Here is a 16,527-nt window from a genome sequence, read left to right as displayed (position 1 = left end):
GCATCACGCCGCCATCACATCGCCCAACGCGACAGCCACGTTGGTCGACGGCTCGCCGCTGTTTCATTCGCAGAGGCAGCGCCCCATCGAGCAGTGCAATCCGAAAATCCGAAGTGGAGTCCTGCTCCAAATGGGACGCGGACTATGTCCCAGCGCTGTTCGGGACTACCTTGCTTTCGAAGGCACGCGCTACAACGAATAGAAGAAGCACGACAGTTTGGAAGCACCCGAGATGCTCCGGCTGCGGGGGCATGCGCAAGGGGACCGCAAGCAAGCTATCGACTGCAGAGTTGCGCCGGGACAAAGTGATGCTGCAGAACGTCCTCCAGAATGGCTTGGACACCGGAGCCTCGTGGCCCGGATCAATGTCGATGCAACCTGCAGGAGACGCACATGGAAGCCCGGCAGTGCCGCGTCATCCGAGGCCATACCAGCGAGTACCCCAATCCGATCTCTTTCACCAAGGGCGCACTGCTCGTAGTAGGCGAAAGGCATGAAGGTCCTGAAGGCTGGGACAACTGGCTGCTCTGCGACACGCAGGGACAGAAAGGGGGTTGGGTTCCGCTCGCGAACCTCAGTGAGGGGAGGCAGTAAGCCTCCCCTGCCCAGCATCCGCTGCTTTCCCTAAACTCGGGTCGGCATGCAGCATTCCTGTTGCTTGCCAATGCTGGAGGCATTGAATGGGGCGGCACACATACAAGATCCTGGCAGCGCTGCTGCTTCTGGCCGGCGGCAGTACATACCTGTGGGTTTGGCAAGAGGACGGATCGAATCGGCCCGCGCCATCGCAGGCTGTGTCGGTCGAGTCGGAGCAATCGAGCGACGCCAGCGGCATCGCTGAGCAACCCGGCGGACTGGCGCATCATTGGGAGGCAACGCGCGCCAGCGGCGATGTGGACGCCATCGTTCTTGCGTTCAAACAAGCCAATGACTGCCTTCTCTACCATGCCGCGGTGAATGGCATGCGTTCCATGCTGGAGGATGGAAGGCGGGGAGACCTGGCGAACGAAACCGTGGAAACCCTGCGCATGATGGACACGGAGAGCGCCAGATATGCCTTCGTGGTCGAGCGGCTGGAACGGTTCTGCAAGGGGTCCGACAAGAGGCAGTTGGCCCGGGTGCTATCCAATGCCCTCTTCGAAGCGGCCGTCAGGGGTAACCCGGACGCACAGACCTGCTTCCTCCTGATGGGACCTACGCCCTGGCTGGGGAGCAGGCTGATCACGGAAGAAGCCGCAGAGATCGAACGTCATATCCGGCACACTTCCGGATTTACACAACAGGCCTTGCAGCGGGCGGACCCGCGCGTATCCGTGCAAGCCCTCCACAGATACGTGAATACACCCAACGGGCATGCCTCATGGACGGACACGGTGCCAATGCCCGATCCGGTACTGACGTGGCGCGGCGCCCGTCTGGCAGCGCTGCGGGCCCTGCCCGAACAACGCGCCGACGTGGAATCCCTGCTTGCATTGTTCGTCAAGACAGGCGCGCTCTCACCTGCCGACATTCAAAGCGCCGACCGCTGGGCGCAGGACACGTTCGAAAGGCGGTTTCGTGGGGAGGGTGCCATCAACGTGTCCTCCTCTGTGCCGTGCTACTCGTTGCCGGAGCTGGCGCCCTAGCTTTCACTGCGAAAGAGCAAGCCGCCAGTTAAGGCGCTGCAATACGGGCCAAGAATATCTACCACCCTCCCCTCCTGGCCAGACCAGGCCATCGAAGTGTCCGCAAAAGAACGTTCGGCCAAGAAGAGGATTTCGGTCAGGATTCGAGCCGTTGAATCGCGCCAGCGCAGTCCCACAAGAAAGGCGCATTGCCGAAAGCCGGCCGTGACCCCAGCTTCTCCGACGCCCCTTTCGATGACGGAACGTCACCGGTGCATCGCGCCGAGCCGCCCTGCGCAGGGTCCTACTTCAGCGCCGGCGCCTGGAACGTGCCGCCGTAAACGATCCCGACGATGGTCTCGAGGAAGGCATTGGTTGGAATCCGCTCCCCATTCGTGGAGTAGGCAATGGCGGTACCGTCCTGCACGTTGTAAATGACCCGGGAATGCGCACCGATGACATCACCGCCGTGCCCGAGGAACGTGTTCTCCCCGTACGCGAACTCCGCCACCCCCATCCCCCAGCCCTTGCCCGGCGCCGGCGCCATCAGCGCCAACGTCTCCTTCCGCACGAGCTCGCCGTTGAACAGGGCGACGATCAACCGGTTGAGGTCGCCAGGGGTGCTGGCGATGTCGCCAACCCCGACGACATTGCTGAAGTCCACTTCCTTGATTTCGCCCCAGGTGCCATCGGCGAACGCATAGGACCTGAAGGTATCGGCGTGGTTGGCCTTCACCGAGGCGAAATGCGCAAGCTGCAACGGCCGGGCGATTTCCTGCTCGACGATCTCGTGATACGGCCGCCCGTAGGTGTCCTCCAGGATCATCCGCAACAGGTAGTAGGCGGAGTTGGAGTAGGCCACGCGCGTGCCGGGGACGAAGGCCACGCCCTGCCGCCTGATCTCCGCCAGGATCGCCGGCGGCTCCAGCGCGTCCACGATCCAGACCGTACTGTCCTTGATCGCGAAGTTCCCCAGGCCGCTGGAATGCGCCAACATCTGCCGGACACTGATCTCCGCCGCAGCGGGCATCTCCGGATGAAAATCGGCCAGCGTGTCATCCAGCCCCAGCCGCCCCTGTTCAATCAGCTTGAACGCAAGAATGGCCGTGACCATCTTGGTGACCGAGGCGATCTGGTAAAGGGTGTCCGCATCCGCCCGCACGCCGGACAGGTATTTCTGGCCGAAGCGCCGCTGATAGACCTCGCGCCCGCCACGGAAGATGGACACGCTGCCCAGCCCACCGTTGCCGTCCTCCACCTGGTCGAGGTAATCGTCCAGCACGGCCGCGTGTATCCCCTGCGGCGACGCCTCCGCCGAGCGTCCCACCGAGGGGAGCATCAAGACAGGAAGGAGCAACAACCCAACCACTCACTTCTTCATGGCGCTCGCCGCGATATTCGGGAGGCGAAAGTCTAGATCAACTATCTGGGTAGCAGGCATCGTCATCGGACTGTGATTCGAGGTATCGACTCACCACGCCCTGGCGTCTGGCTACAGGAGAGGGCTGGAACGAAATTTCGACTCTGCCCCCTGTTTTACAGACCCGTGTTTTATTCCCGGGGTGTGCTGCGCCTCCCCGAGGCTACGTTAACTCATTTTTACAAATCGACTATCACAACGAATTGAGGTTGAAATGAGAATGGAGCGTAAATCGCAAGTCCTGCCCAGCATAAATCCCACAATCATGAGCAGTCGCAGGAACCTCCATGTTCGCTGCCCCCAGAATATGAAGAAAGCGATCGCCATCCACAAGCTCAATAGGGATATGTCTTGATGTACTTATCCGCGCAGCTTCGACTGATCCCCTCTGGAATTTCGAAGTCGCCACGAAGACACCACGCCGATAGCCCCCAAGAGTAAGAGCACCAAGAAACGATCTAATCTGCTCAACCTCGATCGATCTCCTTTTCCTCTTAACCTGCACGCCAATCACATCACCAGCAGTGGACCGAAGCACAACATCAATGCCTCCATCGCCCGAGTAAGCAGTAACATCCGCACGGTAATCGAAGTCACGAAATACACTCGCAACGGTCTCCTCGAATAGTCGGGGATGCATATCTCTCAGTGCCTGTTGCTTGGCCGAAAGGTACCTCCGCACAGCCATGATCGGAACGCTTATATCTCGAATGTCTAGATCACGCAGTACTGCACCCGAAACAAGGGTCATGCTCCAAATCTGACTGCGCTCGGCACAGAACATTGCTCTATCAATTGCTACCCACCAACCGCACACTGGACAAACCTGAAGGAGCGCATCTCTTTCACTGGGATTTCTCTTAATCCGGATTCGCCGTTCAGGCAGTTCAATCCCGACTTCTCGCATCGAGTTCATTACACGATTGTGAGTTGCCAGATACCTCGCTAATGGAACCTTCCAAAGACTCTCGCCATCGTAATCGTCCATCAAGGAATAGCAGTACTGACAGCGAACACTATCCAATCGCCGCACCCCATCTAGCGGGGTTATGTCTAATCCTTGGAGGGGATTCAGATACCGACAAGGAACATGGAGAAGACCTGCCATGAGGGAAACCCCGATTCTCCCCAAAAAAAGAGCCCCCTGAAGGGGCTCTTTTTCTTATCTATCGGTCACCCACACTTGCTATACCCACAATTCAAGCAAGTCTGGCAGCCATCCATGATCACCAGTGCTTTGGTATTGCACTTGTGGCACATGCTGGCGCTGGGCGGGAAGCTGCCGTTGTCGGCGCTGTCGATGATGACCAGCTCTTCGCCGTCGACCGGCACCGCAACCGGCGCTGCGGTTACGTCACTGTTTTTTTTTGAGCGCTCTTCGAACTGCTTGCGCTTCTCGGCGATCAGGGCGCGCTGGTGGGCGCTCATTTCCGGGTCGTGCAGCAGGCCGATGGCCTTCATGTGGTCTTCGACGATGGAGCCCAGCTCCGCCACCAGCGACGGCATGTACACTCCGCCGGCCTTGAAGTAGCCGCCCTTCGGGTCGAACACGGCCTTCATCTCGTCGACGATGAAGGTCACGTCGCCACCCTTGCGGAACACGGCCGACATGATGCGGGTCAGCGCCACGATCCACTGGAAATGCTCCATCGACTTGGAGTTGATGAAGATCTCGAACGGACGGCGCAGTTCGTGCTCGGTGCCCTGGTTGAGCACGATGTCGTTGATGGTCACGTAGAAGGCGTGCTCCACCAGCGGCGACTTGATCTTGTAGGTGCTGCCGATCAGCACTTCCGGGCGCTCGATGCGCTCGTGCATGTGCACGATGTTGTCGGCCGGGGACTCGTCCTGGGGCGCCGCGACCGGGACCGCCTTGGCCGCGGCTTCGCGCGCCTTGTCGTCCGGGGTGATGACGGAATAGCCCTTGATTTTCTTGTCGATCTTGACGGCCATGGTGCGAGTCCTGGTTATGCGTTGCGTACGGATTACGGCGCCTTCCCCGTCCCGGCTGGGACGGGGGGCGCGGTGCGGCGATTACTTGCGGGTGGCCTTCTTGACCGCCTTCTTCACGGCGGTGGCCTTCCTGGCGACGGTCTTCTTGGCCGAAGCGACTTTCCTGTTCGCGGTCTTCTTGGCGACGGCGGCCTTCTTGACCACCTTCTTCTCGACGGCCTTGACCGACTTCTTGACCGAAGCGACCTTCTTGGCGGCCTTCTTCTCGACCTTCTTCACTGCCTTCTTGGCAGTAGCGGTCTTGCCGGTGACGGCCTTGGCGACCTTCTTCTCGGCAGCCTTGACCGACTTCTTGGCGGCAGCGGCCTTCTTGGTCACGGCCTTGGCAACCTTCTTCTCGGCAGCCTTGACCGTCTTCTTGGCCGAGGCCACCTTGGTGGCGGCCTTCTTCTCGACCTTGGCGATGGCCTTCTTGGTCGCGGCGCGCTTGCCGGCGCCCTTCTTCTTCAGCTCGGCGGCTTCGGCCTGGGCATTGGCCTTGGCGGTCTCCAGCTTCTTGCGCACCGAGCCGACGGTCTTCTTCACTTCCTTCCTGGCGGCGGCGGCCTTCTTGGCGACGACCTTCTCGGCCTTCTTCACGGCCTTCTTGACCTTGGCCACCTGCTTCTTGGCACCGGCCTCGGCCTTCTGCGCGCCGGCCTTGACCGCGGCGACGGCGTCGCTGGCGGTGGCGGCGATCGAGTCGCCCACGTGGACGGCGGTTTCCTTCACGTTCTCGGCCACCTGCGAAACGGTCGCCGTCACACCATTACCATTGCTCATAGAGCCCTCCTCAGGGCATCGGGTCTGTCATGCGGGCGATGCTATATCGAAGCGAATGCAACGGGGAACAAACGCGCAACAACCCGGTGGCGGCGACCACCGTCTGCCGCCCCGCGCCGAAACGCGGGGCGACGGCGAAGGCTCTTAGAACTTGCCGTAATAGCCTTCCTTGAGGGCATCGAACAGGTTGGCGGCGGTGTGCATCTCGCCGTCGTACTCGATCTGCTCGTTGCCCTTGACCTCCACCACCTGGCCGTCTTCCAGCTCGAAGCGGTAGGTGGTGTTCTCCAGGTCCGTCTCCTTGACCAGCACACCCTGGAAGGCGGCCGGGTTGAAGCGGAACGTGGTGCAGCCCTTCAGGCCCTGGGCGTGGGCGTAGCGGTAGATGTCCTTGAACTGCTCGTACGGGTAATCGGTCGGTACGTTGGCGGTCTTGGAGATCGAGCTGTCCACCCACTTCTGGGCGGCGGCCTGCACGTCCACGTGCTCCTTGGGCGAGATGTCGTCGGCGCTGATGAAGTACTCCGGCAGCTGCGCGGCGGCGTCATCGCTGAACGGCATCGCCTGCGGGTTGACCAGCGCGCGGTAGGCCAGCAGCTCGAAGGAGAACACGTCCACCTTTTCCTTGGACTTCTTGCCTTCGCGGATCACGTTGCGGCTGTAGTGGTGCGCGAACGAGGGCTCAATGCCGTTGGAGGCGTTGTTGGCCAGCGACAGGCTGATGGTGCCGGTCGGGGCGATGGAGCTGTGGTGGGTGAAGCGCGAACCCACCGTGGCCAGTTCCTCCACCAACGCCGGCGCCACCGTGGCCACGCGCTGCATGTAGCGGCTGTAGCGGGCGTGCAGCACCTTGCCGGCGATCTTCTGGCCGACCTTCCAGCCGTCCTTCTTCATTTCCGGGCGCTGGCGCAGCATCGCGGCGGTGACGTCGAACTGCTCGTCCATGATCGGGGCGGCGCCCTTCTCGCGGGCCAGCTCCAGGCCGGTTTCCCAGCCGGCCACGGCCATGTCGCGGGCAATGGCTTCGGTGAACTCGCACGATTCCGGCGAGCCGTACTTCATCCGCAGCATGGTCATGGTGCTGCCCAGGCCCAGGAAGCCCATGCCGTGGCGGCGCTTGCGCATGATCTCGTTGCGCTGCTGCTCCAGCGGCAGGCCGTTGACCTCGACCACGTTGTCCAGCATGCGGGTGAACACGCGCACCACTTCCTTGTACTCGTCCCAGTCGAAGGAGGCCTTGTCGGTGAACGGGTCGCGCACGAACTTGGTCAGGTTGACCGAGCCCAGCAGGCAGGCGCCGTACGGCGGCAGCGGCTGCTCGCCGCACGGGTTGGTGGCGCGGATGTTCTCGCACCACCAGTTGTTGTTCATCTCGTTGACGCGGTCGATCAGGATGAAGCCCGGCTCGGCGTAGTCGTAGGTGGAGACCATGATCATGTCCCACAGGTGGCGGGCGCGGATGTGCCCGTACACCTTGCAGGCCACCAGGCCGTCGTCGCGCACGATGTAGTTCTCGTGGGTCGGCCACTCGCGCCAGACCACGTCGGCGGCGTTCTGGTCGACCTCGGCCTGTTCCTTGATGTTGATCGGGAACACCAGCGGCCAGTCGGCGTCGTTGTTGACCGCGTCCATGAAGCCGTCGGTGATCAGCAGCGACAGGTTGAACTGGCGCAGGCGGCCGTCCTCGCGCTTGGCGCGGATGAAGTCCTTCACGTCCGGGTGCGACACGTCGAAGGTGCCCATCTGCGCGCCGCGACGGCCACCGGCCGAGGACACGGTGAAGCACATCTTGTCGTAGATATCCATGAAGGACATCGGCCCGGAGGTGTAGGCGCCGGCGCCGGCGACGAACGCACCGCGCGGACGCAGGGTGCTGAACTCATAGCCGATGCCGCAGCCGGCCTTCAGGGTCAGGCCCGCTTCGTGGACCTTCTCCAGGATGCCGTCCATCGAGTCGGTGATGGTGCCCGAGACGGTGCAGTTGATGGTGCTGGTGGCCGGCTTGTGTTCCTGCGCACCGGCATTGGAGGTGATGCGGCCGGCCGGGATCGCGCCGCGGCGCAGCGCCCAGGCGAAGCGCTCATACCAGTAGGCGCGCTTCTCGTCGGTGGCTTCGGCGTCGGCCAGGGCACGGGCCACGCGCTTGTAGGTGCCATCGATGTCCGCATCCAGCGCTTCGCCTGCCTTGGTCGTGAGGCGGTACTTCTTCTCCCAGATGTCCTGCGAGGCAGGTTGCAGGGGAATCAGGTCCGACTTGGTTTGATTGCTGACCACTTCCAGACGCACCGTACTCATGATTGTGGAAACTCTCCTGGGGCACCTTGCGGTGCGTTTGTTCTTTACCCCGGCGGGCCGGGCTGCAACGACGACGACGCGCAGGCGCGTGCTTACGCGCCTGCTGGCGGGATGGGATCGAGCCGAGGACTGCCGGTGTTCTGCATCACTGTCGCGGTCATTGCACGCCTTCCGTTGGGGTGCTTGCACCCCGAGCACTAACCCTACTGCTTGGGGACGTTTTTCACACCAACCCAACATCTAGTGGCTGATGGCCCGACCAAGCTTACCCACCGCCGGGGTGTTGTCAAACGAAAAATATGCATCTGGACTATTGCAATCCGTGCAGCCCGCACCGGCCCTGCGATTGCGGCGATGCAGAAAATTTCATTGTTGATTTAGGCGCCTGCGGCCACACTCCTGTTCAGCAATCCGTCCCACCCCGGGCCGCCCTCCGGCGCCCCTGCATGGAACCTCCCGGCTTATGCGACCGATCCCGACCCTGCTGACCCTGGCCCTGGCCGCCGCCTTCGGCGGCTTCACCGCCACCGCCATCAACGCCCACCTGGACAACCGCGCCGACGCGGCCACCCCCGTCGCCAGCGTGGTACCCGCCACCGCCGCCCTGCCGGCCTCGGTCGCCGGCCAACCGGTGCCGTCGCTGGCGCCCATGCTGGAACAGGCCATGCCGGCGGTGGTCAGCGTCAACACCAAGCAGGTGGTGCGGGTGCGCAACCCGTTCTTCGACGACCCGTTCTTCCGCCGCCTGTTCCCGCAGGTGCCGCAGGAGCGCATCAACGAGTCGCTGGGCTCGGGCGTGATCATCGACGCGGCCAAGGGCCTGGTGCTGACCAACCACCACGTCATCGACAACGCCGACGACGTGCGCGTGACCCTGGCCGACGGCCGCACCGTGCAGGCCGAGTTCATCGGCTCGGACCCGGACACCGACATCGCGCTGATCCGCATCCCGGCCGAGAAGCTCACCGCGCTGCCGCTGGGCAACAGCGACCAGCTGCGCGTAGGTGACTTCGTGGTCGCCATCGGCAACCCGTTCGGCTTCAGCCAGACCGTCACCTCGGGCATCGTCTCGGCGGTGGGCCGCAGCGGCATCCGCGGGCTGGGCTACCAGAACTTCATCCAGACCGACGCCTCGATCAACCCGGGCAACTCCGGCGGCGCGCTGGTCAACCTGGCCGGCCAGCTGGTCGGCATCAACACCGCCAGCTTCAACCCGCAGGGCAGCATGGCCGGCAACATCGGCCTGGGCCTGGCCATTCCGTCCAACCTGGCGCGCGACGTGGTCGAGCAACTGGTCACCAAGGGCGTGGTGGTGCGCGGCACGCTGGGCGTGGAAACCCAGAACCTGACCCCGCAGATCGCCCAGGGGCTGGGTCTGGCCGAAGCCCGCGGTGCGCTGGTCACGCGCGTATTGGCCGGTTCCGGCGCGGCCGCGGCCGGGCTCAAGGCCGGTGACGTGGTGCTGTCGATCAACGGCCAGCGCGTGGACAACGCGCAGGCGCTGCACAACTTCGAAGGCCTCTCCACGGTCGGCCGCACCGTGGACCTGGACATCCGCCGCGACGGCAAGCCGCTGCAGCTCAAGGCCACGCTGAAGGAACAACCGCGCGCGCTCACCGGCGACATGCTCGACCCGCGCCTGTCCGGCGCCACCTTCGCCGACCTGCCCGAGTCGCTGCGCCAGTCCGGCCTCAACGGCGTGCTGGTCAGTGACGTGGCGCGCGGCAGCCGCGCGGCGCAGTCCGGGCTGGCCAGCGGCGATGTGATCGTGGCCGCCAGCAGCGGCGAGTTCACCGACCTGGCCAGCTGGCGCGCCAGCTTCAGCCCGCGCCCGCAGCAGCTGGTGCTGAGCGTGCGCCGCGGCAACGGGGGCGGCCAGTTGTTGATGCGATGATGCCGGCGTGAGGCCGGTTTGGCCCGGCGTAACGTTCCTTACACCGCAGTACTGTTATTTGTTGCTATCTGCTGCAACCCGCGCGCCGCACGCCGGCGCACCCGCTGAAACCAGGAGATCACGATGAGCCCCACCAATACCGAGAACATGAAGGAACACCTGGGCGAGGCTGGCGCACACCTGAAGTCCGCCGCCGCCGCCGCCGGTTCGGCCGTCAAGGGCGCCACCGGTGCCGCCGCCGACGAACTGCGCCTTGGCAAGGCCAACATGAAGGCCGAGCTGTCCGACAGCGCGCTGTCCGGCCTGGCCGCCGCCGAACTGGGCGGTGCCGCCGCCAAGGAACAGGTCGATGCACTGATGGACAAGGGCAAGGACCTGATCGACAGCGCCGCCGACCTGATCCGCGAGCGTCCGCTGGCCTCCTTCGGCGTGGCCTTCGCCGCCGGCTGGATCATCGCCAAGCTCGCCCGCAGCAACGACTGACCGGCGTGAGCGAAGCCGCAACACCGCCACCGGAAGAACAGCCCACCCCGGATCCCAAGCCGGGGCTGGAAGAAAGCATCCGCCAGGTCGGCGCCGCCGGCCGGCAGACGCTGGATTCGGCATCGGACACGCTGCGCTCACTGCGACGGTTGGCCTCGGCCGACCTGGCATTGGCCCGCAGCGCGTTCGGCCGGGCGCTGGCCTGGAGCGGCGTGGCGATCGTCTTCGGCGCCTCGGCGTGGCTGCTGCTGGCGGCCACGCTGGTGGCCCTGCTGCAGTACCTGGGGCTGTCGCTGTTCGTCGCGCTGCTGATACCCACCCTGGCCAGCCTCCTCGTCACCGGCTACGCCATCTGGCGGGTGTCCTACTTCTTCCACCACACCGGCATGCACGCCACCCGCCGCCAGCTTTCGCGCATGGGCCTGTTCGACGAGCCCAGCGACGAGGATCCGGATGCCGACGTGAAGGTACCGGGGGAGAACACGCCATGAAGTTCGAAGCCCTGCAGCGTCGCGTGCGCCGCGCCGAAGCCGTGGTGCAGGTCCGCGGCGAGGAGACCACGCAGCGCTGGGATGCACTCAACCAGGCCTGGCGCAGCGCGTGGACGCCGGGCCGCATCGTCGTGGTCGGCCTGGCCGGCGGCTTTCTGGCCGGCAAGCTGGAACCCGGCGGTGCGTTCAGCGGTGCCCGCTGGCTGCAGATGATCGGCTCGGTCTCCGGGCTGGTCGCTTCGGCGCAGGCATCGGTGGCCTCCTTCGCCGCGGCGGCGGCAGGCATGGCCGCCGCGCAGGCGTCCGATGCCGCCGACGAGGCCGAGCAGGCCGCCGACGAAACCGCCGGACCGGCGGGCGCCGGGCCGGCACCGGCCCGCCCGCGCAATGCGGCCCAACCCGGGCCCGCCGAAGCCGCGACGGAACTGTCAGAATCCTGACCCGGGCCCGGCCTCACGCCGCGCCCTTCCGTCTGCCGGAGCGTCGCCTGCATGTCCGAGCCCCTGTCCGAGCCGTCACCGCAACCGGCGGCCCCCGCGCCGCTGCCGCCACGTCCGCGTGCCTCCACCGCCCTGGTGGTACTGGCCACGCTGGCCGTCGGCTACACGCTGTGGGCGGCGCAGACGGTGATCCTGCCGGTGCTGCTGGCCGCGTTCCTGGCGCTGGTCGGCAACCCCATCATCCGCCTGCTGCAGAAGCTGCGCCTGCCACGCTTCCTGGCCGCGCTGCTGGTGCTGCTGCTCGGCCTGGCCGGCAGCGTGGCGCTGGCGGTGCAGCTGGCCGGGCCGGCCACCGATTGGGTACAGCAAGCACCGCAGCAGATGCGGCAGATCTCGCGCCAGGTACAGGCGCTGGTCAAGCCGGTGCAGCAGGCCAACCAGGCCGCCGAGAGCTTTGCCCGTGCCGCCGGCGGCGAAGGCAACCGCAAGGTGCAGGTGGTCCGCACCCAGCTCGATGACCCGTACAAGGCGCTGGTGCGCACCCCCAAGCTGGCCGCCTCGGCGCTGGCGGTGGTGCTGCTGACGCTGTTCTTCATGATCTACGGGCAGAGCCTGCAGCGGCACGTGATCGACCTGCTGCCCAACCGCCAGCAGAAGCGCTTCACCGCCGACATCCTGCGGTCGATGGAGCGGGAGATCTCGCGCTACGTGCTGACCATCACCGTCATCAACATCGCCCTGGGGCTGGTGCTGTCCGGCGTGCTGATGCTGCTGGGCATCGGGCTGTCCGAGGCACTGCTGTGGGGCACGGTGGCGGCGCTGCTCAACTTCGCCCCCTACGTGGGCCCGCTGATCGGCATCGCGCTGATGCTGCTGGTGGGCTTTGTGATGTTCGACGACCCGCTCACCGCCTGCCTGCCGGCGCTGAGCTACCTGGCCCTGCACACCTTGGAGGGGCAGCTGGTCACGCCCATCGTGCTGGGCCGCAGCATGGCGATCTCGCCGTTGATGCTGATCCTGGCGCTGATGCTGTTCGGCTGGCTGTGGGGCATCGTCGGCCTGCTGCTGGCCGTGCCGCTGCTGGTCTGCGTGAAGCTGGTGCTCAGCCGCGTGGACGGCATGCAGGGCTGGGCGCGGCTGCTCGAATAGCCTGAAGCCGTGAGGGCCAGCGCGGCGGGCTTGCCGTAAAATGGCGCGGTGAACTTTCCTGTCCTAGCCATCACCCTCGACCTGGACGACACACTCTGGCCCTTCGCGCCCATCGGCGCGCGCATCGACCAGGTGCTGCACGACTGGATGCTCGAGCACAGCCCCGCCACCGCAGCGATGTATCCGGTGGCGGCCATGCGCGAACTGCGCGAGCGTTCGTTCCGCGACAACCCGCACCTGCACTACGACCTGAGCGCCCTGCGGCGGCTGACCCTGGCCGAAGCGCTGGAGAACAGCGGGGCCAGCCCGGCGCTGCTGGAGCCGGCCTACGAGGCGTTCTACGCGGCGCGCAACCAGGTGACCTTCTACCCCGACGCGCTGGAGGCACTGCGCCGCATCGCCGCGCGCGTACCGGTGGCGGCGGTCAGCAACGGCAACGCCGACCTGCAGCGCATCGGCATCGCCGAGCTGTTCGCCTTCCAGCTGGGCTCGCGCGAGTTCGGCGCGGCCAAGCCGGACCCGGGCATCTTCCACGCGGCCTGCCAGAGGCTGGGCGTGGCGCATGCGCAGGTGCTGCACGTGGGCGACCACGCCGAGATGGACGTGGCCGGCGCGATGCGCGCGGGCCTGCGCGGCTGCTGGATCAACCGCGAAGCACACGCATGGACCCATCAGGAACTGCAGCCGGACCTGCAGTTCGACACCCTGACCGGACTGGCCGACTGGCTGGATGCCAACGCATCCACGCCGCGCTGAGCCGACGGCCGCCATCCGATACGAGACAGACATGACCCCGATCAACGGCTTCACTACCGACACCGCCAACGCCCTGCCGCTGTACGTGCTCGACCGCGACGGCTTCGCCGCATGGGCGGCCACCCAGCCGCCCGCCGTGCAGGCCTGGCTGGCCAGCCAGCAGTTCAACGCCGCGGCCAACAGCGTGGCCCTGCTGCCGGGCAGCAACGGCATCGCCGGCGCGGTGCTGGGCGTGGGTGACCGCGCCGATGCCTATGCCTACGCGCATGGCCCGTTCGCACTGCCGGCCGGCACCACCTGGCAGCTGGCCAATGAACTGGATGCGGCCAGCATCACCACCCTGCAGCTCGGCTGGGGCCTGGGCAGCTACCGCTTCGCGCGCTACCGCAAGCCGGCGCGCGCGCCGGCACAGCTGGTCGCCAGCCCCGCGCAGGAAGTGCTGGACGTGGTCACCGCCTGCCTGCGCGTGCGTGACTGGGTCAACACGCCCACCGAGGACATGGGCCCGCAGCAGCTGGAAGACGCCGCGCGCGAACTGGCCGACGCCCACGGCGGCACGCTGGAAGTGATCGCCGGCGACGAACTGCTGGAAATGAACTTCCCGACCATCCACGCCGTCGGCCGCGCCTCGCACCGGGCGCCGCGCCTGATCGTGCTGCGCTGGGGCAAGGACGATGCGCCGCACCTGGCGCTGGTCGGCAAGGGCGTGTGCTTCGACACCGGCGGGCTGGACCTGAAGCCGGCCGACGGCATGCGCAACATGAAGAAGGACATGGGCGGCGCCGCGCACGCACTGGCGCTGGCCGGGCTGGTGATGGCACAGCAGCTGCCGGTGCGGCTGACGCTGGTGGTGCCGGCGGTGGAGAACGCGGTGGGCCCGGATGCCTTCCGTCCGGGCGAGGTGATCACCACGCGCAAGGGCATCACCGTGGAGATCGACAACACCGACGCCGAAGGCCGCCTGATCCTGTGCGACGCGCTGACCTACGCCAGCGAGCAGCAGCCGGAGGCAATCATCGATTTCGCCACGCTCACCGGTGCGGCCCGCATCGCGCTGGGCCCGGACCTGCCGGCGCTGTTCTCCAACAACGACACGCTGGCCAACCAGTGGCTGCAGGCCGGCGACGCCACCCGCGACCCGCTGTGGCGCATGCCGCTGTGGCGCCCGTACCTGCGCTACCTCAACAGCGGCATCGCCGACCTGGCCAACTCCGGCTCGCGCATGGCCGGCTCGGTCACCGCCGCGTTGTACCTGGAGCGCTTCATCAATGACGGCCAGGTGTGGGCGCACCTGGACGTGTACGCCTGGAACGACGGCGAACGCCCGGGCCGTCCGGCCGGCGGCGAAGCCCTGGCCCTGCGCTCGGCCTGGGCGATGCTGAAGGCGCGCTACGCCTGAGCTGGAGCCGGGCATTCCCCGGCCTTCGGTTGAAGCCACGGATCCCCGCCTCGGCGGGGATCCGTCGTTCCGGCAAATGTTGGCGAAAAAGTGAATATTCGCCCGACGGATTTTCTGACAGCATCCCTGCGTCGCCCACCCACACGCATCGTGAAGGCAGGAACCCCGTCATGTCGCTTTTCGGCAATACCCGCGCCGCCCGTTCGCCGCTGCCATGGATCGCGCTGATCGCGTTGATCGCCGGCCTGCTGGCACTGGCCTTCGCCTGGCTGGCCGGCTGGATCGGCCGCGACCGCGCCACCGCCCAGGCCTTCACCGACAGCATCGAAGCCACCGGGCCCGCGCATCCGGGCTTCCGCCGTGCGCATGCCAAGGGCATGTGCGTGCAAGGCACCTTCCAGGGCACGCCGGAAGGCGCGGCACTGAGTTCGGCCCGCGTGTTCGCGCAACCGCAGGTGCCGGTGCTGGGCCGCCTGTCGATCGGTGGTGGCGATCCGCACGGTGCCGATGCCAACGCGCGCGTTCGCAGCATGGCGTTGCAGCTGATCAGCGATGACGGGCAGGAATGGCGCACCGCCATGAACAGCTTCCCGTTCTTCGCCGTGCCCACGCCCGAGGCCTTCCTCGAACAGACTCGGGCCGGCATCCCCGATCCGGCCACCGGCAAACCGGACCCGGCGAAGATGGCCGCGGTGCAGGCGAAGTACCCGTCGGCACGTGCGTTCGGGCAGTGGGCCAAGACCGCGCCGTGGTCCAACAGCTGGGCCAACACCGACTACAACGGGGTCAACAGCTTCCGCTTCATCGCCGCCGACGGCAGCGAGCACTTCGTGCGCTGGAGCATGCGCCCACAGGCACCGTTCGTGGAGATGACGCCGGAACAACGCGCGCAGGCCGGGCTGGATTACCTGGCCCACGAATTCCAGCAACGGCTGGCGCAGGGCCCGGTGCGCTGGGACATGTGGGTGACCCTGGCCGAGGCCGGCGACCCGGTCGATGATCCCTCGCAGGTGTGGCCCGGGCAGCGCCGCCAGGTCAAGGTCGGCACGCTCAGCCTGACCTCGATGCAGGCGCAGGCCGACGGCGCCTGCCGCGACCTCAACTACGACCCGTTGATCCTGCCGCGTGGCATCAAGGGTTCCGATGACCCTATTCTGGCCGCGCGCTCAGCGGTGTACTCGCAGTCATTCAACCGCCGCGAGCGCGAGATCGCCGGCGGCAAGGCAACCGACGCCACCGGCAAGGAAGGTGCACGATGAGCCGCGACGCAGGCCACTTCAACCTCACCGCCCGCGTGCTGCACTGGTTGATGGCGGCGATGATCCTGACCATGCTGTTCGTCGGCGTGAGCATGGTCGCCTCGCTGCACTGGCGGCCGGCGCTGATCGACCTGCACCGTCCGTTGGGCATCGCGATCCTGCTGCTGGCACTGGTGCGCCTGTACAACCGCCTGCGCCACCGGCCGCCACCGCTGCCGGCCGACCTGCCGGCGTGGCAGGCCACCGCCGCACATGCGTCGCATTGGCTGCTGTACGGGTTGATGCTGGCGATGCCGTTGATCGGCTGGTCGATGCTGTCGGCGGGCGGTTACCCGATCGTGATGTGGTCGGGCCTGAACCTGCCACCGATCGCCCCGCACGATCCGGCCCTGTACGCCGCGTTGCGCAACGCGCACAGCCTGCTGGCCTACGTGTTGTTCGCCACCGTGCTCGGGCATCTGTCGGCGGCGCTGTTCCACCTGTGGGTGCGCCGCGACGGCGTGTTCCAGGCGATGGCGCGCGGCAAGCCGCATTGAATCTCGTAGGGGCGGCCTTGGCCGCG

16 protein-coding genes are annotated in these 16,527 nt (G+C 66.0%); 11 read left to right on the top strand and 5 right to left on the bottom strand.

Features of this window, described 5'->3' with window-relative positions:
- The first annotated feature begins 330 nt into the window (after positions 1-330).
- Positions 331-594, top strand: coding sequence for an SH3 domain-containing protein (locus ATCM_RS05240; RefSeq protein ID WP_343145108.1), 264 nt, complete (start codon positions 331-333; stop codon positions 592-594).
- A gap of 86 nt (positions 595-680) precedes the next feature.
- The gene (locus ATCM_RS05235; protein WP_132863188.1) at positions 681-1,625 is read left to right on the top strand and encodes a hypothetical protein; all 945 of its coding nucleotides are present in this window, start codon (positions 681-683) and stop codon (positions 1,623-1,625) included.
- 283 nt (positions 1,626-1,908) lie between these two features.
- Here the strand turns inward: ATCM_RS05235 and ATCM_RS05230 are convergent, their stop codons facing one another.
- The 5 genes from ATCM_RS05230 to ATCM_RS05210 form a co-directional block, all read right to left on the bottom strand.
- Positions 1,909-2,886, bottom strand: a complete 978-nt coding sequence (locus ATCM_RS05230; protein WP_243693960.1) for a serine hydrolase domain-containing protein — start codon at positions 2,884-2,886, stop codon at positions 1,909-1,911.
- A 331-nt stretch (positions 2,887-3,217) separates the two neighbouring features.
- Positions 3,218-4,012 carry a restriction endonuclease gene (locus ATCM_RS05225; RefSeq protein WP_165931127.1) on the bottom strand — a complete coding sequence of 265 codons (795 nt, stop codon included), beginning with the start codon at positions 4,010-4,012 and terminating at the stop codon, positions 3,218-3,220.
- A 185-nt stretch (positions 4,013-4,197) separates the two neighbouring features.
- Entirely contained in the window at positions 4,198-4,977 is a 780-nt protein-coding gene (locus ATCM_RS05220) for an NrdJb (protein WP_132863186.1), read from the bottom strand.
- An 81-nt stretch (positions 4,978-5,058) separates the two neighbouring features.
- Complete coding sequence (locus ATCM_RS05215) at positions 5,059-5,799, bottom strand: hypothetical protein (protein ID WP_132863185.1); 741 nt, start codon at positions 5,797-5,799, stop codon at positions 5,059-5,061.
- Positions 5,800-5,943: 144 nt separating this feature from the next.
- Positions 5,944-8,094 carry an adenosylcobalamin-dependent ribonucleoside-diphosphate reductase gene (locus ATCM_RS05210; protein ID WP_132863184.1) on the bottom strand — a complete coding sequence of 717 codons (2,151 nt, stop codon included), beginning with the start codon at positions 8,092-8,094 and terminating at the stop codon, positions 5,944-5,946.
- Positions 8,095-8,557: 463 nt separating this feature from the next.
- Here ATCM_RS05210 and ATCM_RS05205 point away from each other — a divergent pair, with 463 nt between their 5' ends.
- The 9 genes from ATCM_RS05205 (at position 8,558) to ATCM_RS05165 (ending at position 16,501) form a co-directional block, all read left to right on the top strand.
- Positions 8,558-9,988 (top strand): Do family serine endopeptidase, encoded by a 1,431-nt coding sequence (locus tag ATCM_RS05205; protein WP_132863183.1) that lies wholly within the window; start codon positions 8,558-8,560, stop codon positions 9,986-9,988.
- A 123-nt stretch (positions 9,989-10,111) separates the two neighbouring features.
- Positions 10,112-10,471 carry a hypothetical protein gene (locus ATCM_RS05200; protein ID WP_132863182.1) on the top strand — a complete coding sequence of 120 codons (360 nt, stop codon included), beginning with the start codon at positions 10,112-10,114 and terminating at the stop codon, positions 10,469-10,471.
- Positions 10,472-10,476: 5 nt separating this feature from the next.
- Positions 10,477-10,962 (top strand): phage holin family protein, encoded by a 486-nt coding sequence (locus ATCM_RS05195; protein ID WP_132863181.1) that lies wholly within the window; start codon positions 10,477-10,479, stop codon positions 10,960-10,962.
- The gene (locus tag ATCM_RS05190) at positions 10,959-11,402 is read left to right on the top strand and encodes a protein sip-5 (RefSeq protein ID WP_132863180.1); all 444 of its coding nucleotides are present in this window, start codon (positions 10,959-10,961) and stop codon (positions 11,400-11,402) included. The genes ATCM_RS05195 and ATCM_RS05190 overlap by 4 nt, the downstream gene beginning before the upstream one ends.
- Before the next feature lie 51 nt (positions 11,403-11,453).
- Positions 11,454-12,551, top strand: coding sequence for an AI-2E family transporter (locus ATCM_RS05185; RefSeq protein ID WP_132863179.1), 1,098 nt, complete (start codon positions 11,454-11,456; stop codon positions 12,549-12,551).
- 48 nt (positions 12,552-12,599) lie between these two features.
- The gene (locus ATCM_RS05180; protein ID WP_132863178.1) at positions 12,600-13,307 is read left to right on the top strand and encodes an HAD family hydrolase; all 708 of its coding nucleotides are present in this window, start codon (positions 12,600-12,602) and stop codon (positions 13,305-13,307) included.
- Between the two features lie 31 nt (positions 13,308-13,338).
- Positions 13,339-14,706 (top strand): leucyl aminopeptidase family protein, encoded by a 1,368-nt coding sequence (locus ATCM_RS05175; protein ID WP_132863177.1) that lies wholly within the window; start codon positions 13,339-13,341, stop codon positions 14,704-14,706.
- Positions 14,707-14,876: 170 nt separating this feature from the next.
- Positions 14,877-15,965 carry a catalase family peroxidase gene (locus ATCM_RS05170; protein ID WP_132863176.1) on the top strand — a complete coding sequence of 363 codons (1,089 nt, stop codon included), beginning with the start codon at positions 14,877-14,879 and terminating at the stop codon, positions 15,963-15,965.
- Positions 15,962-16,501 carry a cytochrome b/b6 domain-containing protein gene (locus ATCM_RS05165; protein WP_132863175.1) on the top strand — a complete coding sequence of 180 codons (540 nt, stop codon included), beginning with the start codon at positions 15,962-15,964 and terminating at the stop codon, positions 16,499-16,501. The genes ATCM_RS05170 and ATCM_RS05165 overlap by 4 nt, the downstream gene beginning before the upstream one ends.
- Positions 16,502-16,527 lie beyond the last annotated feature (26 nt).

Source organism: Stenotrophomonas sp. ATCM1_4 (assembly GCF_004348115.1).
GTDB classification, from domain to species: domain Bacteria; phylum Pseudomonadota; class Gammaproteobacteria; order Xanthomonadales; family Xanthomonadaceae; genus Stenotrophomonas; species Stenotrophomonas capsici.
The sequence above is the reverse complement of the archived record's forward strand: the minus strand, read 5'-3'. Positions and strand labels throughout refer to the sequence as shown.